This window comes from Methylobacillus sp., assembly GCF_036844465.1.
Lineage (GTDB): Bacteria > Pseudomonadota > Gammaproteobacteria > Burkholderiales > Methylophilaceae > Methylobacillus.
The window spans coordinates 396,640-411,976 of the sequence record NZ_DAIUFW010000002.1 but is presented as its reverse complement, the minus strand read 5'-3'; the positions used below and the strand labels follow the sequence as shown (position 1 = coordinate 411,976).

General features: G+C 55.3%; 15 protein-coding genes and 1 pseudogene. 9 read left to right on the top strand and 7 right to left on the bottom strand.

The window, feature by feature from the left end; all coding sequences use genetic code 11:
* Positions 1-13: 13 nt before the first annotated feature.
* A complete protein-coding gene (locus V7Z75_RS04345; RefSeq protein ID WP_334107375.1) occupies positions 14-229 on the bottom strand; it encodes a hypothetical protein in 216 nt (71 codons plus the stop codon).
* A 72-nt stretch (positions 230-301) separates the two neighbouring features.
* Between V7Z75_RS04345 and V7Z75_RS04340 the strand changes: the two are divergent.
* Together V7Z75_RS04340 and V7Z75_RS04335 are read left to right on the top strand one after the other, a co-directional pair.
* Positions 302-565, top strand: a pseudogene (locus V7Z75_RS04340) (transposase); the annotation flags it as partial.
* Positions 566-709: 144 nt separating this feature from the next.
* Positions 710-1,045, top strand: coding sequence for a hypothetical protein (locus V7Z75_RS04335; protein WP_334107374.1), 336 nt, complete (start codon positions 710-712; stop codon positions 1,043-1,045).
* Positions 1,046-1,116: 71 nt separating this feature from the next.
* On the opposite strand, the gene V7Z75_RS04330 is transcribed toward V7Z75_RS04335, so the two are convergent.
* From V7Z75_RS04330 to V7Z75_RS04320, 3 genes are all read right to left on the bottom strand, one after another.
* Positions 1,117-1,677 carry an IMPACT family protein gene (locus V7Z75_RS04330; protein WP_334107373.1) on the bottom strand — a complete coding sequence of 187 codons (561 nt, stop codon included), beginning with the start codon at positions 1,675-1,677 and terminating at the stop codon, positions 1,117-1,119.
* A gap of 32 nt (positions 1,678-1,709) precedes the next feature.
* On the bottom strand, positions 1,710-3,212 hold the full coding sequence (locus V7Z75_RS04325; RefSeq protein ID WP_334107372.1) for a helicase HerA-like domain-containing protein: 1,503 nt from the start codon (positions 3,210-3,212) through the stop codon (positions 1,710-1,712).
* A gap of 81 nt (positions 3,213-3,293) precedes the next feature.
* The gene (locus V7Z75_RS04320) at positions 3,294-4,229 is read right to left on the bottom strand and encodes a CysB family HTH-type transcriptional regulator (RefSeq protein WP_334107371.1); all 936 of its coding nucleotides are present in this window, start codon (positions 4,227-4,229) and stop codon (positions 3,294-3,296) included.
* A gap of 163 nt (positions 4,230-4,392) precedes the next feature.
* On the opposite strand from V7Z75_RS04320, the gene V7Z75_RS04315 reads away from it, so the two are divergent.
* From V7Z75_RS04315 to fdxA, 6 genes are all read left to right on the top strand, one after another.
* Positions 4,393-5,193 carry a sulfite exporter TauE/SafE family protein gene (locus V7Z75_RS04315; protein WP_334107370.1) on the top strand — a complete coding sequence of 267 codons (801 nt, stop codon included), beginning with the start codon at positions 4,393-4,395 and terminating at the stop codon, positions 5,191-5,193.
* A gap of 14 nt (positions 5,194-5,207) precedes the next feature.
* Complete coding sequence (locus tag V7Z75_RS04310; RefSeq protein WP_334107369.1) at positions 5,208-6,884, top strand: nitrite/sulfite reductase; 1,677 nt, start codon at positions 5,208-5,210, stop codon at positions 6,882-6,884.
* Positions 6,877-7,497 (top strand): DUF934 domain-containing protein, encoded by a 621-nt coding sequence (locus V7Z75_RS04305; RefSeq protein ID WP_334107368.1) that lies wholly within the window; start codon positions 6,877-6,879, stop codon positions 7,495-7,497. Before V7Z75_RS04310 ends, V7Z75_RS04305 begins: the two co-directional genes overlap by 8 nt.
* A 131-nt stretch (positions 7,498-7,628) precedes the next feature.
* Positions 7,629-8,564, top strand: coding sequence for a sulfate adenylyltransferase subunit CysD (cysD, locus tag V7Z75_RS04300; RefSeq protein ID WP_334107367.1), 936 nt, complete (start codon positions 7,629-7,631; stop codon positions 8,562-8,564).
* A gap of 76 nt (positions 8,565-8,640) precedes the next feature.
* On the top strand, positions 8,641-9,939 hold the full coding sequence (locus V7Z75_RS04295; RefSeq protein ID WP_334107366.1) for a sulfate adenylyltransferase subunit 1: 1,299 nt from the start codon (positions 8,641-8,643) through the stop codon (positions 9,937-9,939).
* Positions 9,940-10,051: 112 nt separating this feature from the next.
* Positions 10,052-10,375: a ferredoxin FdxA gene (gene fdxA / locus V7Z75_RS04290; protein ID WP_334107365.1), complete on the top strand. Its 324-nt coding sequence runs from the start codon at positions 10,052-10,054 to the stop codon at positions 10,373-10,375.
* A 102-nt stretch (positions 10,376-10,477) separates the two neighbouring features.
* Here the strand turns inward: fdxA and fabV are convergent, their stop codons facing one another.
* From fabV to V7Z75_RS04275, 3 genes are all read right to left on the bottom strand, one after another.
* The gene (gene fabV, locus V7Z75_RS04285) at positions 10,478-11,671 is read right to left on the bottom strand and encodes an enoyl-ACP reductase FabV (RefSeq protein ID WP_334107364.1); all 1,194 of its coding nucleotides are present in this window, start codon (positions 11,669-11,671) and stop codon (positions 10,478-10,480) included.
* Between the two features lie 126 nt (positions 11,672-11,797).
* Entirely contained in the window at positions 11,798-12,979 is a 1,182-nt protein-coding gene (locus V7Z75_RS04280; protein ID WP_334107363.1) for a multidrug effflux MFS transporter, read from the bottom strand.
* A 65-nt stretch (positions 12,980-13,044) separates the two neighbouring features.
* Positions 13,045-14,241, bottom strand: a complete 1,197-nt coding sequence (locus V7Z75_RS04275; RefSeq protein WP_334107362.1) for a cyclopropane-fatty-acyl-phospholipid synthase family protein — start codon at positions 14,239-14,241, stop codon at positions 13,045-13,047.
* A gap of 158 nt (positions 14,242-14,399) precedes the next feature.
* Here V7Z75_RS04275 and V7Z75_RS04270 point away from each other — a divergent pair, with 158 nt between their 5' ends.
* Positions 14,400-15,020, top strand: coding sequence for a phosphoadenosine phosphosulfate reductase domain-containing protein (locus V7Z75_RS04270; RefSeq protein WP_334107361.1), 621 nt, complete (start codon positions 14,400-14,402; stop codon positions 15,018-15,020).
* Positions 15,021-15,337 lie beyond the last annotated feature (317 nt).

The following is a 15,337-nucleotide window of genomic DNA, read 5'->3' as shown; positions in this document are numbered from 1 at the left end:
GAGCAACGGACTGTTAATCCGTGTGTCCCTGGTTCGAGCCCAGGTCGGGGAGCCAGATAGGAAGCTCGCTATGAACCACCGTGTTTGTAGCGAGCTTTTTGCTTCCAGCGATGGCAATCAACTTCTCCGGCCAGTAGTTCAACTCGATCCCCTTATCCTGCAGCACGACTTCCTTGATGAAGGTCGATAAAAACATGCGCACTTTGGCAGAGGATTTGCTTTGGGTCATGCCTATGGACTGACCTCGATTGCAGCTATGGGCGATGATGTCGTGTTTGTAGACTCTCTGGCCCTTTTTCACATGACCCATCGTTACGCCCTTCGAGATGATCAGTGGGAACGCATCGAACACTTGCTGCCCGGTCGCAAGGGCCATGTCGAGGTGACTGCACGAGACAACCGCCTGTTCGTCAAAGCGGTACTGTATCGCTACCGTGCCGGCATCCCGTGGCGTTATCTGCCGGAACGCTTAGGCGACTTTCGTGTCGTTCATACCCGGCTCTCCCGCTGGAGTCGCACCGGTGGGTGGAAACGGGTGTTCCAGGCGCTGGCGCACCATGCCGACGAGGAGTAATCAAGTGCAGCCCAATCGAATTGGAAACCCTGGCAGAAGTCATCACGGGTTACCGCTTTTCTTACTTGATGACCGTCACTGGCAAAGGCACGCCGTATGTGGTTCAGGTAGCAGTGGTGATGCAAGGCAGCGACGGTGATCGACCATATCGGCAGCCGCACGCATGGAAACATACTTGCCCGGCCCATTGTCGGTTTGGTTTGGTCGCCGCTATCCGAAACAGACTATTCGTTGATTGTCGATTGCCAAGCCGCCATATCGGTACGGATCACGCCGATCCGCGCCGTGCTGCATCATCCAGCCTCTTCACCTAAACCTACTGAAACAACAAGCTGCGGCTCAGACTGCATAGAAATCAGCCTCGCCTCAAGTCCGGACAAGCTAAAACTTGCCCTTGCCGTCCTACTCAATCAGTCGCATGTCGATCAACTACGTCTGGAGTGTCTAACAAGATTCGAAGAGGGACTCTAGGTCAGGCTGCCGCAGGCAGCACTCAGTAGGAAAAAGCAGCGCAACAAAGACAGAAGAGTGCTGAGTGGCTCTCAGCCATACTTCTGCTGCAAACCCGGAATCTCGCTCGTAGGCACTGTGGCGATCACGGTGACAAATTCCCCAAATGCCTTGTCGAGGATTTCACCATTCATTCTGGCGATTTCCCGCGTGAAGTTGTCGAGTTGTTTGTAATCAAGATCAATGCGGATTTTCTGCATTTCGACAAAAGGACCGATCTGCGCGGCGTCCAGCGCCATTTTTGCCGTGCCACCATAAGCACGTGCCAGGCCGCCGGTGCCGAGATTGATGCCGCCGTAGTAGCGGATCACGCCGACGCAGACGTTGATGAGGTCGCGGCCTTCGAGGAACTGCAACACGGGCTTGCCCGCGGTGCCCGAGGGTTCGCCCGCATCGCTGAAGCGCTGAATGATGCCTTGCGGGGTCTTGATGCGAAAGGCATAGGCGAGGTGATGGGCGCTTTGATGCACAGCCGCCAGCCGCCGCAACACCACGGCGACGGCACGTTCATCGGCACAATAGTCTGCGCTAGCGACAAAACGGGATTTGTTGATGGTCTGCTCGGCCTGACCGGATTGAGTGATGATCTGCAAACTGTCTTACCTGAATCTGATGCGACACCGCATTATTTGCCGCGCTTGTTGCCGCCGAGAATGGAGCCCAACACGCCGCGGGCAATCTGCCGACCCAGCTCCGAACCAATGACGCGGGCTGCGCTTTTAGCAGCAGCCTCGAACATGGATTGTGATTGCCGTCCTGCGGGCTTGCTGGTTTTATTGTCTGGGCTCCCGCCACCGAACAAACTGCCCCAGTCGAACCCGCTGTCTTTTTCCACTTCTGCAGGTGCTGGCGCTTCAGCGGCTCTGCCCTTGAGGATTTCATAGGCAGATTCGCGGTCAACGCTGTTTTCATAATGTCCATAAATCAGGGATGCCTTGATGAGCCGTTCGCGATCTGCAGGCGACACTGGCCCGATATGGCTGCCAGGAGGGCAGATAAAGGCTCGCTCCACAGGCGTGGGCCTCCCCTGCTCATCGAGGAACGAGACTAATGCCTCGCCCACACCCAGTTCAGTAATCACTTCGCTGACTTTCAGGCCGGGATTGGCGCGGAAGGTTTCCGCCGCCGCCTTGACGGCTTTCTGGTCGCGTGGCGTGAAAGCTCGCAAGGCATGCTGCACGCGATTGCCAAGTTGGCCGAGCACGACATCGGGAATATCCAGTGGATTCTGGCTGACGAAATAGACGCCGACGCCCTTGGAGCGTATCAGACGGACGACCTGCTCGATCTTGTCCATGAGCGATTTGGGCGCATCGTTGAACAGCAAGTGCGCTTCGTCAAAAAAGAACGCTAGCTTGGGCTTGTCCAGGTCGCCTACTTCGGGCAGTTTTTCAAACAGCTCGGAAAGCAGCCAGAGCAAGAGCGTGGCATAGACACGCGGCGAATTGAAGAGCATGTCCGCCGCCAGGATATTCACTATGCCGTAGCCGTTCTGATCGGTCTGCATCATGTCGTCGAGATTGAGCGCAGGCTCGCCGAACAGTTGATCCGCACCCTCGTGCTCCAATTGCAGCAAGGCGCGCTGGATGGCGCCGACGCTGGCGCTGGAGATGTTGCCGTATTGCGCGCTGTATTCCGCCCCATGCTCGGAGGCATGCTGGATCATGGCACGCAAGTCCTTCATATCCAGCAACAGCCAGCCCTTGTCATCGGCAATCTTGAACACGGCGGTCAACACGCCGGATTGCACATCGTTGAGGTTGAGCATGCGCGACAGCAGTAACGGCCCCATTTCGGCAATGGTAGTGCGCACCGGGTGCCCCTGCTTGCCGAATACATCCCAGAACGTCACGGGGCATCCGGCAAACTTGAAATCGTCCATGCCCAATTGTGTAATCCGCGCATCCACCTTGGCATTGCCGCCGCCGGGCTGGCTGATACCGCCGAGATCGCCCTTGACGTCGGCCATGAACACCGGAACGCCGATGCGTGAGAAGCTTTCGGCGATGCTTTGCAGCGTCACTGTCTTGCCGGTTCCGGTCGCGCCTGCAATCAGGCCGTGGCGGTTTGCCATGCGGGGTAAGAGATAAAGGAAATCTGCGCTTTTTGCCAATCGGATCGGGTTCATTTTATGTTCCAGAATTTTTCAGTCAGTCAATTTGCCAATGTCAGGTGATTGAAAAATAGCAAGCCAGGTATCTTAACGTGTTCAATGTTGCTCGCCATGCGTTTTCAGCTCCGCTTCCACTGCCTTGCGATTGTAGTGCGGTGCCAGCAGCTCAATAAACGCATAGGCATAACCGCGCAGATAGCCATCCCGCCGCAAACCTATATAAGTGGTGCTGGGCAGGAACAAATGACTGACATCGCGCATCGCCAGCTGGCCGTCGCGGCTGGGGTCATACGCCATATTGGCCAGCAAGCCCACGCCCAGTCCAAGACCGACATAAGTCTTGATCACGTCCGCATCGATCGCGGTCAGCACGACATTCGGCGTTAGGCCCGCCTCGTCAAATGCCTTGTTCACCAATGAGCCGCCAGTAAAAGCAAAATCATAGGTGATCAATGGATATTGAGTAAGCTTTTCCAGCGTCAATACCCGCTCCTGCATCAAGGGATGGTCGTGCGGCGCGACAATGCAGCGATTCCACTGATAGCAAGGCAGGCATAATAATTCGTCAATACTGCTGATCGACTCAGTGGCAATGCCGATATCCGCCTCGCCACGCCTCACCTGCTCTGCCACCTGTGAAGGATTACCCTGGTGAATGGTCAGCTTGACATCGGGGAAACGCTGCATGAATTCCTTGACAGCCGCAGGCAACCGATAGCGTGCCTGGGTGTGGGTGGTGGCAATGGTCAGGGTGCCAGTATCCTCATGCGTGAACTCTTCTCCCACGCGCTTGATATTTTCGACTTCCTGCATGACACGGTCTGCCAGATCAAGGATAATCTGGCCTGGCTCGGTAATACCGGTCAGCCGTTTGCCATTACGCTTGAAAATCTGTAAATTCAGTTCGTCCTCAAGCAACTGGATCTGTTTGCTGACCCCAGGTTGCGAGGTATGCAAGGCTTCAGCTGCCAAAGAAACACTCAATCCCTGCCTGGCTACCTCCCTCACATATCGCAGTTGATGAATTTTCATATTGGCTCGCGCTGATTTCTTTATAATAAAAAAGAATATTCATAGAATATCATAATCTGAAAACTCTTATTCAAGCTGTTATAATGCAGCACATTTCAGAATGCTGTTATTGGGCCTAGTTCAACCTCAGCATATCAAACTAGGCAACAGCGATTATTCATTCATGGATTTAGGATACATTCTCTCCGGCTTTGCCGTTGGCTTTCTCGTCGGCATCACCGGGGTTGGTGGCGGTTCCCTGATGACACCGCTACTGGTTTTTCTGTTTGGTTTCAAGCCCGTAGTGGCAGTGGGAACAGATCTATTATTTGCCGCATTGACCAAATCAGGCGGCGTATGGGTACACCACGGCACCCATAAATCGGTGGATTGGAAGATTGTCGGCCTGCTTTCAGCAGGTAGCCTGCCAGTGTCGCTTGCAACCATCTACGTCATCAAGCATCTGATGTCCGTAGGCAAGGAGATTACCGGGCTGATTACCTATGCGCTTGGCATCGCGTTGATCCTGACAGCCTGCGCCCTGCTGATCCGCAGCTTGGTCATGCGTAAAAAACATGAGCGCGGAACCAATGGCAACGACGACAATACGGGCCGCTTCAAGGGTAGCTATCAGGTAGCTGCCGTAGTTCTGACCGGCGCCATACTGGGCGCACTGGTCACGCTCTCATCGGTAGGGGCGGGAGCGTTAGGCACTATCGCCATCCTGCTGCTCTATCCACGGCTGAGCACCTTGAAAGTGGTTGGCACCGACCTTGCCCACGCCATCCCGCTCACTGCGCTGGCAGGTATTGGGCACTGGACCCTGGGCCATGTGGATTTTGTATTGCTGGGCAGCCTGCTGATCGGCTCGTTCCCCGGTATCTGGATCGGCAGCCACCTGAGCGCCAAGATTCCAGAAAAGATATTACGCCCGATCCTGGCAACCTTGCTGCTGTTGATCGGTTTGAAATTTGTTTTAGCCTAAGATTTTATAGATAAATGTATAAATACGACGAAATTGACCAAGCCATCGTGGATGAACGCGTCAAGCAGTATCGCGACCAGACACGTCGTTTTCTCGCGGGCGAACTGACTGACGAGGAATTCCGTCCGTTGCGCTTGCAAAACGGCCTGTACATCCAGCGTCATGCACCCATGCTGCGTATTGCTGTACCTTACGGCATGCTTTCCTCCAGGCAATTGCGCAAGCTTGGCGACATCGCCAAACGTTATGACCGCGGCTATGGTCATTTCACCACCCGTACCAATATGCAACTGAACTGGCCCAAGCTGGAAGACGTGCCTGATATCCTGGCAGAGCTCGCCACCGTGCAAATGCATGCCATCCAGACTTCTGGCAACTGCATCCGCAATACCACTACCGACCAGTTTGCCGGCGTTGCGCCGGATGAAGTAGTTGACCCACGCGCGATTGCGGAAATCATTCGCCAGTGGAGCACCTTCCACCCCGAGTTCGCCCTGTTGCCGCGTAAGTTCAAGATCGCCGTTTCCGGCACTAAGCAGGATCGCGCCTTGATTCAGGCTCACGATATCGGCCTGGAATTCTACCGCGACCAGGAAGACAAGATCGCCATTCGCGTCTGGGTGGGCGGCGGCCTGGGCCGCACCCCTATCCTGGGCTCCGTCGTGCGCGACCATCTGGAATGGCAGCATGTGCTGACCTACTGCGAAGCCATCATCCGCGTCTACAACCTGCATGGCCGCCGCGATAATGCCTATAAGGCGCGTATCAAGATTCTGGTCAAGGCGCTGGGCGTCGAGGAATTCAGCCGTCAGGTAGAAGAGGAATGGCAACACATCAAGGACAGCCCGAACACCATTACCGAGCAGGAACTTGCGCGGGTCAGCCAGCATTTCACCAAGATGCCATATGAAACTCTGCCGGAGCACGATGCCAGCTTTGACAGTGCAATCGCGAGCAACCCGGCATTCGCTGCCTGGGTCAAGCGCAATACCCATGCGCACCAGCAACCCGGTTATCGCGCCGTGACCTTGTCACTCAAGACTCACGGTCAACCGCCTGGCGACATTACCTCCGAGCAAATGCATATCGTCGCAAACCTGGCTGATGAATATAGCTTCGGTGAAGTGCGCCCATCGCATGAGCAAAACGTGATCCTGGCCGACGTCAAGCTGTCCGACCTGTTCCCGCTCTGGGAAAAGGCACGCGCAGCAGGCCTCGCCACCGCCAATATCGGATTACTGACAGACATCATTTGCTGCCCTGGCGGCGATTTCTGCGCCTTGGCCAATGCCAAGAGCATCCCGATTGCTGAAGCCATCCAGATGCAATTTGACGATCTAGATTATCTCTACGACATTGGCGAACTTGAGCTGAACATCTCGGGTTGCATGAATGCCTGCGGTCACCATCACGTTGGCCATATCGGCATCCTCGGCGTAGATAAGGACGGCTCCGAGTGGTACCAAGTCACCCTGGGCGGCAAACAAGGTAATGATGCCAGCCTGGGCACCGTGCTTGGCCCTTCATTTGCTGCGGACGAAATGCCCGGCGTTATCCAGAAGCTGATCAATGTCTATGTGCGCGAGCGCACTCCGGAAGAACGCTTCATTGATACGGTACGACGCATTGGCGTTGCCCCATTCAAGACGCACGTTTATGGCGAGAAGAAAAAGGAAGTAGCCCATGCCTGATCATCAGTCCAACTTGATCATGAACAATGCCATCGTCGCAGACGAATGGACATTGGTCACCATGCCTGCCGGTGAAGAGGTCGTCAAGAAACAGGCCGGCAAGGTCGTACTGTTCAAGCTCACGGGCGAAGCCAGCTACACTGCCGACCAGATCGCCAATACCGTTATCCCGGCCACCGGCAAGGTGCTGGTGCCGCTGGCTGTATGGCGCGAACGCAAGCCCGAACTTGCAGCCCGTCAGGCTGCTGGCGAACTGGGCATCTGGCTTGACACCCATGAGTTGCTGGAAGACCTGGTCAGCGCGATCGAAGATATTAATAGCCTGCCCTTGATCGCCGTGCATGTGGAACGCTTTGCCGATGGCCGTATTTTCTCTATCGGCAATCTGCTGCGCACCCGCTATCATTACAAAAATGAGCTACGCGCCTTCGGCGATGTATTGCGCGACCAATTGTTCTTCCTCAAGCGCTGCGGCTTCACCAGCTACCTGATCCGCGCTGACCGCTCCGCGGAAGATGCGCTGGCGAGCTTGCAGGACTTCAGCCAGCCATACCAGGGCGCGGTGGATGAGCAATTACCCGTGTGGCGGCGTGTGGACCGGTCATCGGTTTAGTAATATTCGAGTGAAAGCGGCCTGGGATACAAGCCCGGGCCGCCTGCTTTTTGAGAGTGCAAGTTTAGTTTAGGAATCCTGACTGGAGATGTAAGCTGACGAACAGCAGCAGTTTTCAGCACAAAATTGATATGACAACCTTGAATCAACAAACTCTTTCCCATCTTGACTGGCTGGAGGCAGAAGCCATCCACATCATGCGTGAAGTAGCAGGCCAGTGCTCCAACCCAGTGTTATTGTTCTCCGGCGGCAAGGACTCCCTGTGCATGCTGCGTCTGGCGGAAAAAGCCTTCCGCCCCGGCCGCTTCCCCTTTCCACTCATGCATATCGACACTGGCCACAATTACCAGGAAGTCATCAACTTCCGCGACCAGCGCGCGGCAGAGTTGGGCGAACGCCTGATCGTGCGTTCGGTGGAAGACTCCATGAAGCGCGGCAGCGTAGTGCTGAAATCGCCGGACGAGCCGCGCAACAAACATCAGTCCGTCACCCTGCTCGAGGCGATTGAAGAATTCGGCTTCGACTGCTGCATTGGCGGCGCGCGCCGCGACGAGGAAAAAGCCCGTGCCAAGGAACGCATCATGAGTTTCCGCGACGAATTCGGTCAATGGGATCCGAAAAACCAGCGTCCGGAATTGTGGAACCTCTACAATGCCCGCACGCACAAGGGCGAAAACATCCGCGCCTTCCCGATCTCGAACTGGACAGAAATGGATGTTTGGCAGTATATCGAGCGCGAACAACTCGGTCTGCCCAGCATCTACTTCGCGCATAATCGCGACATCATCATGCGTAACGGCGCTATCGTCCCGGTCAATGTGCCATTAAGCAGCGGCGAGGTCATCAACCGGCCCAAGAATGGCGAAGATGTCATCAACATGCAAGTACGCTTCCGCACCGTGGGCGATATCACCTGCACCGCCCCTGTGCCCAGCGACGCAGACTCAGTGGGCAAGATCGTGCTGGAAACCGCCACGACTACCATCACCGAGCGCGGCGCCACCCGCCTGGATGACCAAACCTCGGATGCCTCCATGGAGCAACGCAAGAGGGAAGGCTATTTCTAAAGCCAAGCGACGCCCCGGCAACCCATCATGGATGACCGGGTGAAAACACCAGCACAAGTTTGAAAAGAGTACCAAGATGTCCAGACAAGAAAATCCAGTAGCCCACAACGACAGCCTGCTGCGCTTCATGACCTGCGGTAGCGTGGATGACGGCAAGAGCACATTGATTGGCCGCCTGCTTTATGACACCAAGACCATCCTGGCAGACACCCTGACCCAGATCGAGCGCACCTCGCAGAAGCGCGGCATGGAGTCCGTGGACCTGTCCCTGATCACCGACGGCCTGCAAGCCGAACGCGAGCAAGGCATCACCATCGACGTGGCCTATCGCTACTTCAGTACTGGTACGCGCAAATACATCATTGCCGATGCTCCCGGTCACGAGCAATACACACGCAACATGGTCACCGCTGCTTCTACCGCCAACCTCGCCATCATCCTGATCGATGCGCGCAAGGGTGTGCTGACCCAGACCCGCCGCCACTCCTATCTCGCGCAACTAGTCGGTATTCCACACATCGTGGTCGCGATCAACAAGATGGACTTGGTGGATTATTCCCAGGCGGAATTCGAGCGCATCAAGGCCAGCTATCTGGAATTTGCCGAGCAGATCGGCCTGCAGCGTAATGGCCGTGATATCCGCTTTGTGCCGATGTCCGCCTTGAATGGCGACATGCTGGTCGAGCGTGGCAACGCCATGCCCTGGTATGAAGGCCCGACCATCCTGGAACTGCTGGAATCCGCACCGCCCGCACACTCTGAGCGCAGCGAATCATTCCGCTTTCCCGTGCAGTTCGTCTGCCGTCCACATGCCTCTGAAGATCCTGAGCTGCATGATTTCCGCGGCTTCATGGGCCGTATCGAATCCGGCACCATTGCTATCGGCGATAACATTACCGTGCTGCCATCCGGCCAGACCTCCCATGTTAAGGCCATCCAATCGGGCAACACGCAATTGGAACGCGCGATTACCGAACAATCCGTGACCATCCTGCTGGAAGACGAAATTGATATTTCCCGCGGCGACATGATCGTCAAGAGCGACTCCGTGCCCGAGCCAGTCAAGCAATTGAATGCCATGGTGTGCTGGCTATCTGAAACCCCGCTTTCCACCGCGCGCACCTATATCATTCGTCATACCACACGCGAATCCAAGGCCAAGATCGGTAATATCGCCTACAAGATTGACGTGAACACCACGACGCAACTGCCCGTGGAAGGCAGCTTGCAGATGAACGATATCGCCAGCATCAGCTTCAAACTGGCACAGCCGCTCATGGCCGATCCTTATGAACTCAGCCGCGCGACTGGTGCCTTCATCATCATCGACGAAGCCACCAATAACACCGTGGGCGCCGGGATGGTACAAGCGTGATTTATCGCTGAAACAAAATAGACTTATCTATAAAATCAATAAATATAGTGTTTCATATCACTTATAATGCGTCGCTATCTTGGTAAATAGCAGCGACCCTTAGAGGAATAAAATGGCATACGTTGTAACTGAAAATTGTATCCAGTGTAAATATACCGATTGCGTGGATGTTTGCCCGGTAGATTGCTTTGTCGAAGGCCCGAACTTCCTGGCGATCAACCCGGACGAATGCATCGACTGCACCTTGTGCGTAGCTGAATGCCCTGCCGAAGCCATTTTCGCGGAAGACGACGTGCCAGAAGATCAGCAGGAATTCATCGCTCTCAACGCGCGCCTCGCTGAAATCTGGCCCACTATTTCCGCACGCAAAGCGCCATTGCCAGATGCAGACGCCAACAATGGCACACCTGGCAAACGTGATCTGTTGGTTGAGTAATCGATCAGCTGTAATCAATAAAAAAGGCCCTTTCGGGCCTTTTTCTTTTCCATGAGGTGAGAGACTACTCTACTGGATATACACCTCATACCTCATGGCATTCTATGCTTGCACCAGCTTGCTGATCGGCACTTCAGGGTTCACATCAGCTTCATAATCCACACCTTCCACACCGAAACCGAACAGGCGCAGGAAGTCTGATTTGTAACCCGAAAAATCGGTCAACTCATACAGGTTGTCATCCGTCACCTTGTCCCACAGGGCAGCCACTTCATTCTGGATTTCAGGCGCCAGTTCCTTGTAGTCAGCGCGCAGGCGGCCTTCTTCATCCACAATCGGCTTATCGTTGTAAAGACTGTCACGATACAGACCATCGACCTGTTCGATACAACCCTCATGCGTGCCTGCCTTTTTCATGGCCTTGAACAATAAAGAGAGATAAAGCGGCATCATCGGAATAGCAGAGCTGGCTTGCGTCACCAATGCCTTGAGCACGGCCACGCGCGCATCGCCGCCCTTGGCAGCCAGTTGCGCGCGGATCTGCAACACGCGCTGGTCGAGGTCTTTCTTCGCCGCGCCTATAGTGCCGTTCCAGTAGATATCGTGCGTAATCTGCTCGCCCAGGTAGGTGAAAGCCGTAGTCTTGGCACCGTCGGCCAGCACACCAGCTTCTTCCAACGCCTCGATCCACATCTGCCAATCCTCACCACCCATCACGGCCACGGTGTTGGCGATTTCCTCATCCGTTGCGGGTTCGATCACGTTCTCTTTCACCACTTCCTTGTCAGTATCCAGGCCTCGCTGGTGCAGAGTTTTGCCGATCGGTTTGAGGGTAGAGTTATACATATGACCGGTCTTGGGATGAGTGCGGCGTGGCGCAGCCAGGCTATAAACCACCAAATCTACTTGCCCGAGGTCACGCTTGATGGTGTCGATCGTCTGCTGCTTCACGGTATCTGAAAAGGCATCGCCATTGATGCTACTGGCATACAGCCCTTCCGCCTCGGCGAACTTGTGGAATGCCGCGGAGTTGTACCACCCGGCCGTGCCGGGCTTGCTGCCCTCGCCCGCGCGCTCCAGAAACACGCCCACGGTGGCCGCGCCACTGGCAAAAGCCGCGCTGATGCGTGCCGCCAGGCCGTAACCGGTGGAAGCACCGATTACCAGCACACGCTTTGGACCATTGAATGGCCCCTGTGCCTTCACATAATCAATCTGTTGCTGGACATTGGCTTCACAACCTGTGGGATGTGCTGTCACACAGATAAAGCCACGTACACGGGGTTTGATAACCATGAATACCTCTCGAAAACTGTTGGTGCGCCAGTCGGCAAAATTAAAGGAGTTGCCAGGCAGATCAAGCCGCAGAAACTCCGGAAGCTGGCGCTATTATACGGGAAGAGCCTGGTTGCATGGCCTGCGCTATGTCATGCGCATGAACAACTGGCTACGCCGGACAATCAGCCAGCCCAGCAATAGATATCCAAGCATGCCAAACGCCAGCCCTGTGGGATGATGCCAGAGCAGCGGTGCGATCAACCCTGCTGCGATGGTGGAAAACAGCATCTGCATAAATGCCTGCCCAGAAGCTGCCGTGCCGCGGATTTTCGGGTGGCAATCCAGGGCTGCAATAGAAAGTACCGGCATTGCTAGCGCCATGCCGATATTGAACAGGGCAATCGGTAGGATGCTCAAAGCAGCATGCACAAAAGGCAGCAGGCTGACCAATAGATTCAGCAAAGCCGTCAGTGCCATCCAACCATAAGCGCACCGCAATATCATTCCCGCGCTGTAACGCCCTGCCGCGCGACGCGCCAGCCATGAACCAAGCACCATCCCGCACACTGTCGGGATAAACATCCAGGCGAATTGCTGCGAATTTAGTCCCAGGTGCTGGATCAGGAATACCGGACTGGCAAGCACATAGAGAAAGAAGGCAGCGAAATTAGCGCCAATCGCCGCCACCAGCAGGCTGAATTCACGATGATTGAACAGCATCAGATAATTGCGGTAAACGTTCGCCACCGATAAAGGCGTGCGCCGCTCCTTGGGCATGGTTTCTGGCAGGTAGTGAACGGCAGCCCAAACTGTCAGTAACGCATATAGTGCCAGAAAGCCAAAAATCGCTTGCCAGTGCACTCCAAGCAGCCAACCGCCGATAATGGGTGCGACGGCAGGCGCGATACCAAACAATATCTGCACCGTGGCCATCACCTTCTGCGCTTCCACGCCCTGGTACAAATCACGCACCATGGCACGCGCTACCACATTGCCCGCTCCGGCGGACAGACCTTGCAACACCCGCATCACCCACAAGGTTTCGATATTTGGTGCGAGCATGCAGCCGATGGAGGCCAACACGAACACACTCAATCCCCAACGGATAGTCGTGATGCGCCCCACCGCATCGCTGATCGCGCCATGGAACAGCGTCATCAGCGCATACGGCAGCAGGTACAGGGTCAGGCTGTGCTGCACCTCCACCGTGGAAGCCCCAAGGTCGCGCTCCAGCACAGGGAAAGCGGGCAAGTATGTGTCAATGGCAAACGGTGCCAGCGCGGTCAGTCCGGCCAGTACGTAAACCAGCAGATGGGATCGATGCATAAGTAGTGAAACAGCGCCTGGTCAATCGCCAGGAACGCTCGCGGCAAAAGCCGGGAGCATAGCGGTTATCGATAGATATGGCTACGATTGAAAGGATAATCCAGGCGCCCCTGCACATCCGGTTTGCCTGCCACGACCTGGAACAACGCCAGCCAATTGTGATCGAATGCAAACGCCGACCCAGCCATGTAAATACGCCAGATACGGTATTTGCGCTCTCCTATCATGGCAAGCGCCTGCACACGGTGCCGCTCCAGGCGTTCCACCCATTGCCACAAGGTCTTGCCGTAATGCGGCCGCAGGTTTTCCGCGTCCAAGGGCTCCAGCCCAGCAAGCGACAACTCCGCCAGCACCTTGGAAACATGCGTCAACTCGCCACCTGGAAATACATAGTTATCAATGAACTCGGCGATGCCATTCCCCAGCCCGCTGCTCTTCACCGCCACCGAAGTAATGCCATGGTTCATCACCAGCCCGCCGGTATTCAGCAGGCTGTAGATCTTGTCGAAATACAGCCGGAGATTCTTGCGCCCGACATGCTCGAACATGCCCACACTGGCAATCTTGTCAAAAGTTTCGTTTGTGGGCAGATCACGGTAATCCATCAACCGGACTTCCAGCCGGTCCTGCCAGCCACGTTCCTCTATCAGGCGCTGCACATGCGCATACTGATTGTCGGAAAGCGTGATGCCGACCGCCTTCACCCCGTAATGCTCTACCGCATGCATCACGAGGCCGCCCCAGCCGCAACCGATATCCAGGAAACGCTCCCCCGGCTTCAGCATCAGCTTGCGGCAGATATGGTCCAGCTTTTTTTCCTGCGCCCGCTCCAGGCTCTCGTCACCATCGGCGAAATAGGCACAGGAATAGACCCGTCGCTGATCCAGCCAAAGGCCATAGAAATCGTTGGAGACATCGTAGTGGTAATTGATGTTGCGCCTATCCCGGCTGCGGGTATGCCGCCACCAGCGCCAATCCTTGCGCGTCTCGGCATCGCTGCTCGCATCCGCGCCGCAATAGGCCTGCCCAAGCGACAGGATATCCTGAGCGCTGCCATGCAAATCCACCCAGCCCTCGACATAGGCGCGAGCCAATCCGCCCAGTGTGGGTTTTGCCAGGATCGTCAGCACTTTTGCATCCTTGATCAGAATGGAGACCCTCGCATCCTCATCCCCGGCAAGCCGTTCGCCATTCCAGCTTACCGACACCGGTAAGCCTTCCAGACTCTTCTGGATCTGGTTTTGCAATAGTGCATTGAACATCCCTGACCTCCTTCTCAAGTGTTATCTTCTCACCAGGCGCATGTCATACGAGATCATGCAAGATATGGGTGTGGTTTCAATATCATCGCAACGCTTTGCTACAATACGTTACTTGAACGACGGCATCATCATACGACCTACCAATACTGGAGTACAACATGCAACTGGATCTGGAAAAAATCAACGCGGACATCGGCCACGATGCAGAAAGACTGGTGGAATGGGCGCTCAGTCTGGACAGGAAAGCCATTGTCACTACCAACTTCCGCCCTTTTGAAGCCGTTATCTTGCACATGGTGACCAACATTCAGCCCAATACCCCGGTGATCTGGATGGACAGCGGCTACAACACCGAAGCCACCTACCGCTGTGCGGACGAAATCACCAAGCAGCTCAACCTCAACCTCACCATCTATCTGCCCAAGCGCTCACGCGCCCACCGCGAAGCAGTGGATGGCACAGTGCCAGCGCTCGATGACCCGCGCCATACCGCTTTCACGGCGGAAGTCAAACTCGAACCCTTCGCCCGCGCCTTGAACGAAACCGCGCCCGAGGTCTGGTTCACTGCGCTGCGCGCCACCGATACCGCTGTGCGCGCCAAGATGGACCCCGTCAGCCTCAACCCGGACGGCCTGATCAAGGTTGCCCCCTTGCTGCACTGGACTTCCAAGGAACTTTACGAATACATCACCAAACACAAACTGCCAAACAACTTTGATTACTTCGACCCGACCAAGGGCGAAGAAAACCGCGAATGCGGGCTGCATTTGGCGCATTGAGTCAAATAACCAGTAAAAACAATTATGGGAGCCTTGGCTCCCATAATTGTTTCTGACTGATGATACTGAATTGAATATAGCTTTTGTAGATTGCGCAGCCGCCGCTCATTCCTGATGACTCCAGCATTTTCTGTGGCTCTTTCTTGTGGAGGCATACACAACTACTTTGTTATCAGACTAAATACACAGCAAGCCTGCGGAATATCTAGCGGGGTTTTCTGGCATACCTGAGCAGCGTAAACAAATATTGCTGAATACAACATCTGCAACAGATACTGGATCCGCACCTCATCCCTCTTGGCACGCACTATCAACAC

What these genes read in the sequence shown, in the direction of transcription:
- V7Z75_RS04345 (WP_334107375.1), bottom strand. Translation starts at nt 229, where the DNA reads ATGACCCAAAGCAAATCCTCTGCCAAAGTGCGCATGTTTTTATCGACC.
- V7Z75_RS04325 (WP_334107372.1), bottom strand. Translation starts at nt 3,212, where the DNA reads ATGAACCCGATCCGATTGGCAAAAAGCGCAGATTTCCTTTATCTCTTA.
- V7Z75_RS04320 (WP_334107371.1), bottom strand. Translation starts at nt 4,229, where the DNA reads ATGAAAATTCATCAACTGCGATATGTGAGGGAGGTAGCCAGGCAGGGA.
- V7Z75_RS04315 (WP_334107370.1), top strand. Translation starts at nt 4,393, where the DNA reads ATGGATTTAGGATACATTCTCTCCGGCTTTGCCGTTGGCTTTCTCGTC.
- V7Z75_RS04310 (WP_334107369.1), top strand. Translation starts at nt 5,208, where the DNA reads ATGTATAAATACGACGAAATTGACCAAGCCATCGTGGATGAACGCGTC.
- V7Z75_RS04305 (WP_334107368.1), top strand. Translation starts at nt 6,877, where the DNA reads ATGCCTGATCATCAGTCCAACTTGATCATGAACAATGCCATCGTCGCA.
- cysD (WP_334107367.1), top strand. Translation starts at nt 7,629, where the DNA reads ATGACAACCTTGAATCAACAAACTCTTTCCCATCTTGACTGGCTGGAG.
- V7Z75_RS04295 (WP_334107366.1), top strand. Translation starts at nt 8,641, where the DNA reads ATGTCCAGACAAGAAAATCCAGTAGCCCACAACGACAGCCTGCTGCGC.
- fdxA (WP_334107365.1), top strand. Translation starts at nt 10,052, where the DNA reads ATGGCATACGTTGTAACTGAAAATTGTATCCAGTGTAAATATACCGAT.
- fabV (WP_334107364.1), bottom strand. Translation starts at nt 11,671, where the DNA reads ATGGTTATCAAACCCCGTGTACGTGGCTTTATCTGTGTGACAGCACAT.
- V7Z75_RS04280 (WP_334107363.1), bottom strand. Translation starts at nt 12,979, where the DNA reads ATGCATCGATCCCATCTGCTGGTTTACGTACTGGCCGGACTGACCGCG.
- V7Z75_RS04275 (WP_334107362.1), bottom strand. Translation starts at nt 14,241, where the DNA reads ATGTTCAATGCACTATTGCAAAACCAGATCCAGAAGAGTCTGGAAGGC.
- V7Z75_RS04270 (WP_334107361.1), top strand. Translation starts at nt 14,400, where the DNA reads ATGCAACTGGATCTGGAAAAAATCAACGCGGACATCGGCCACGATGCA.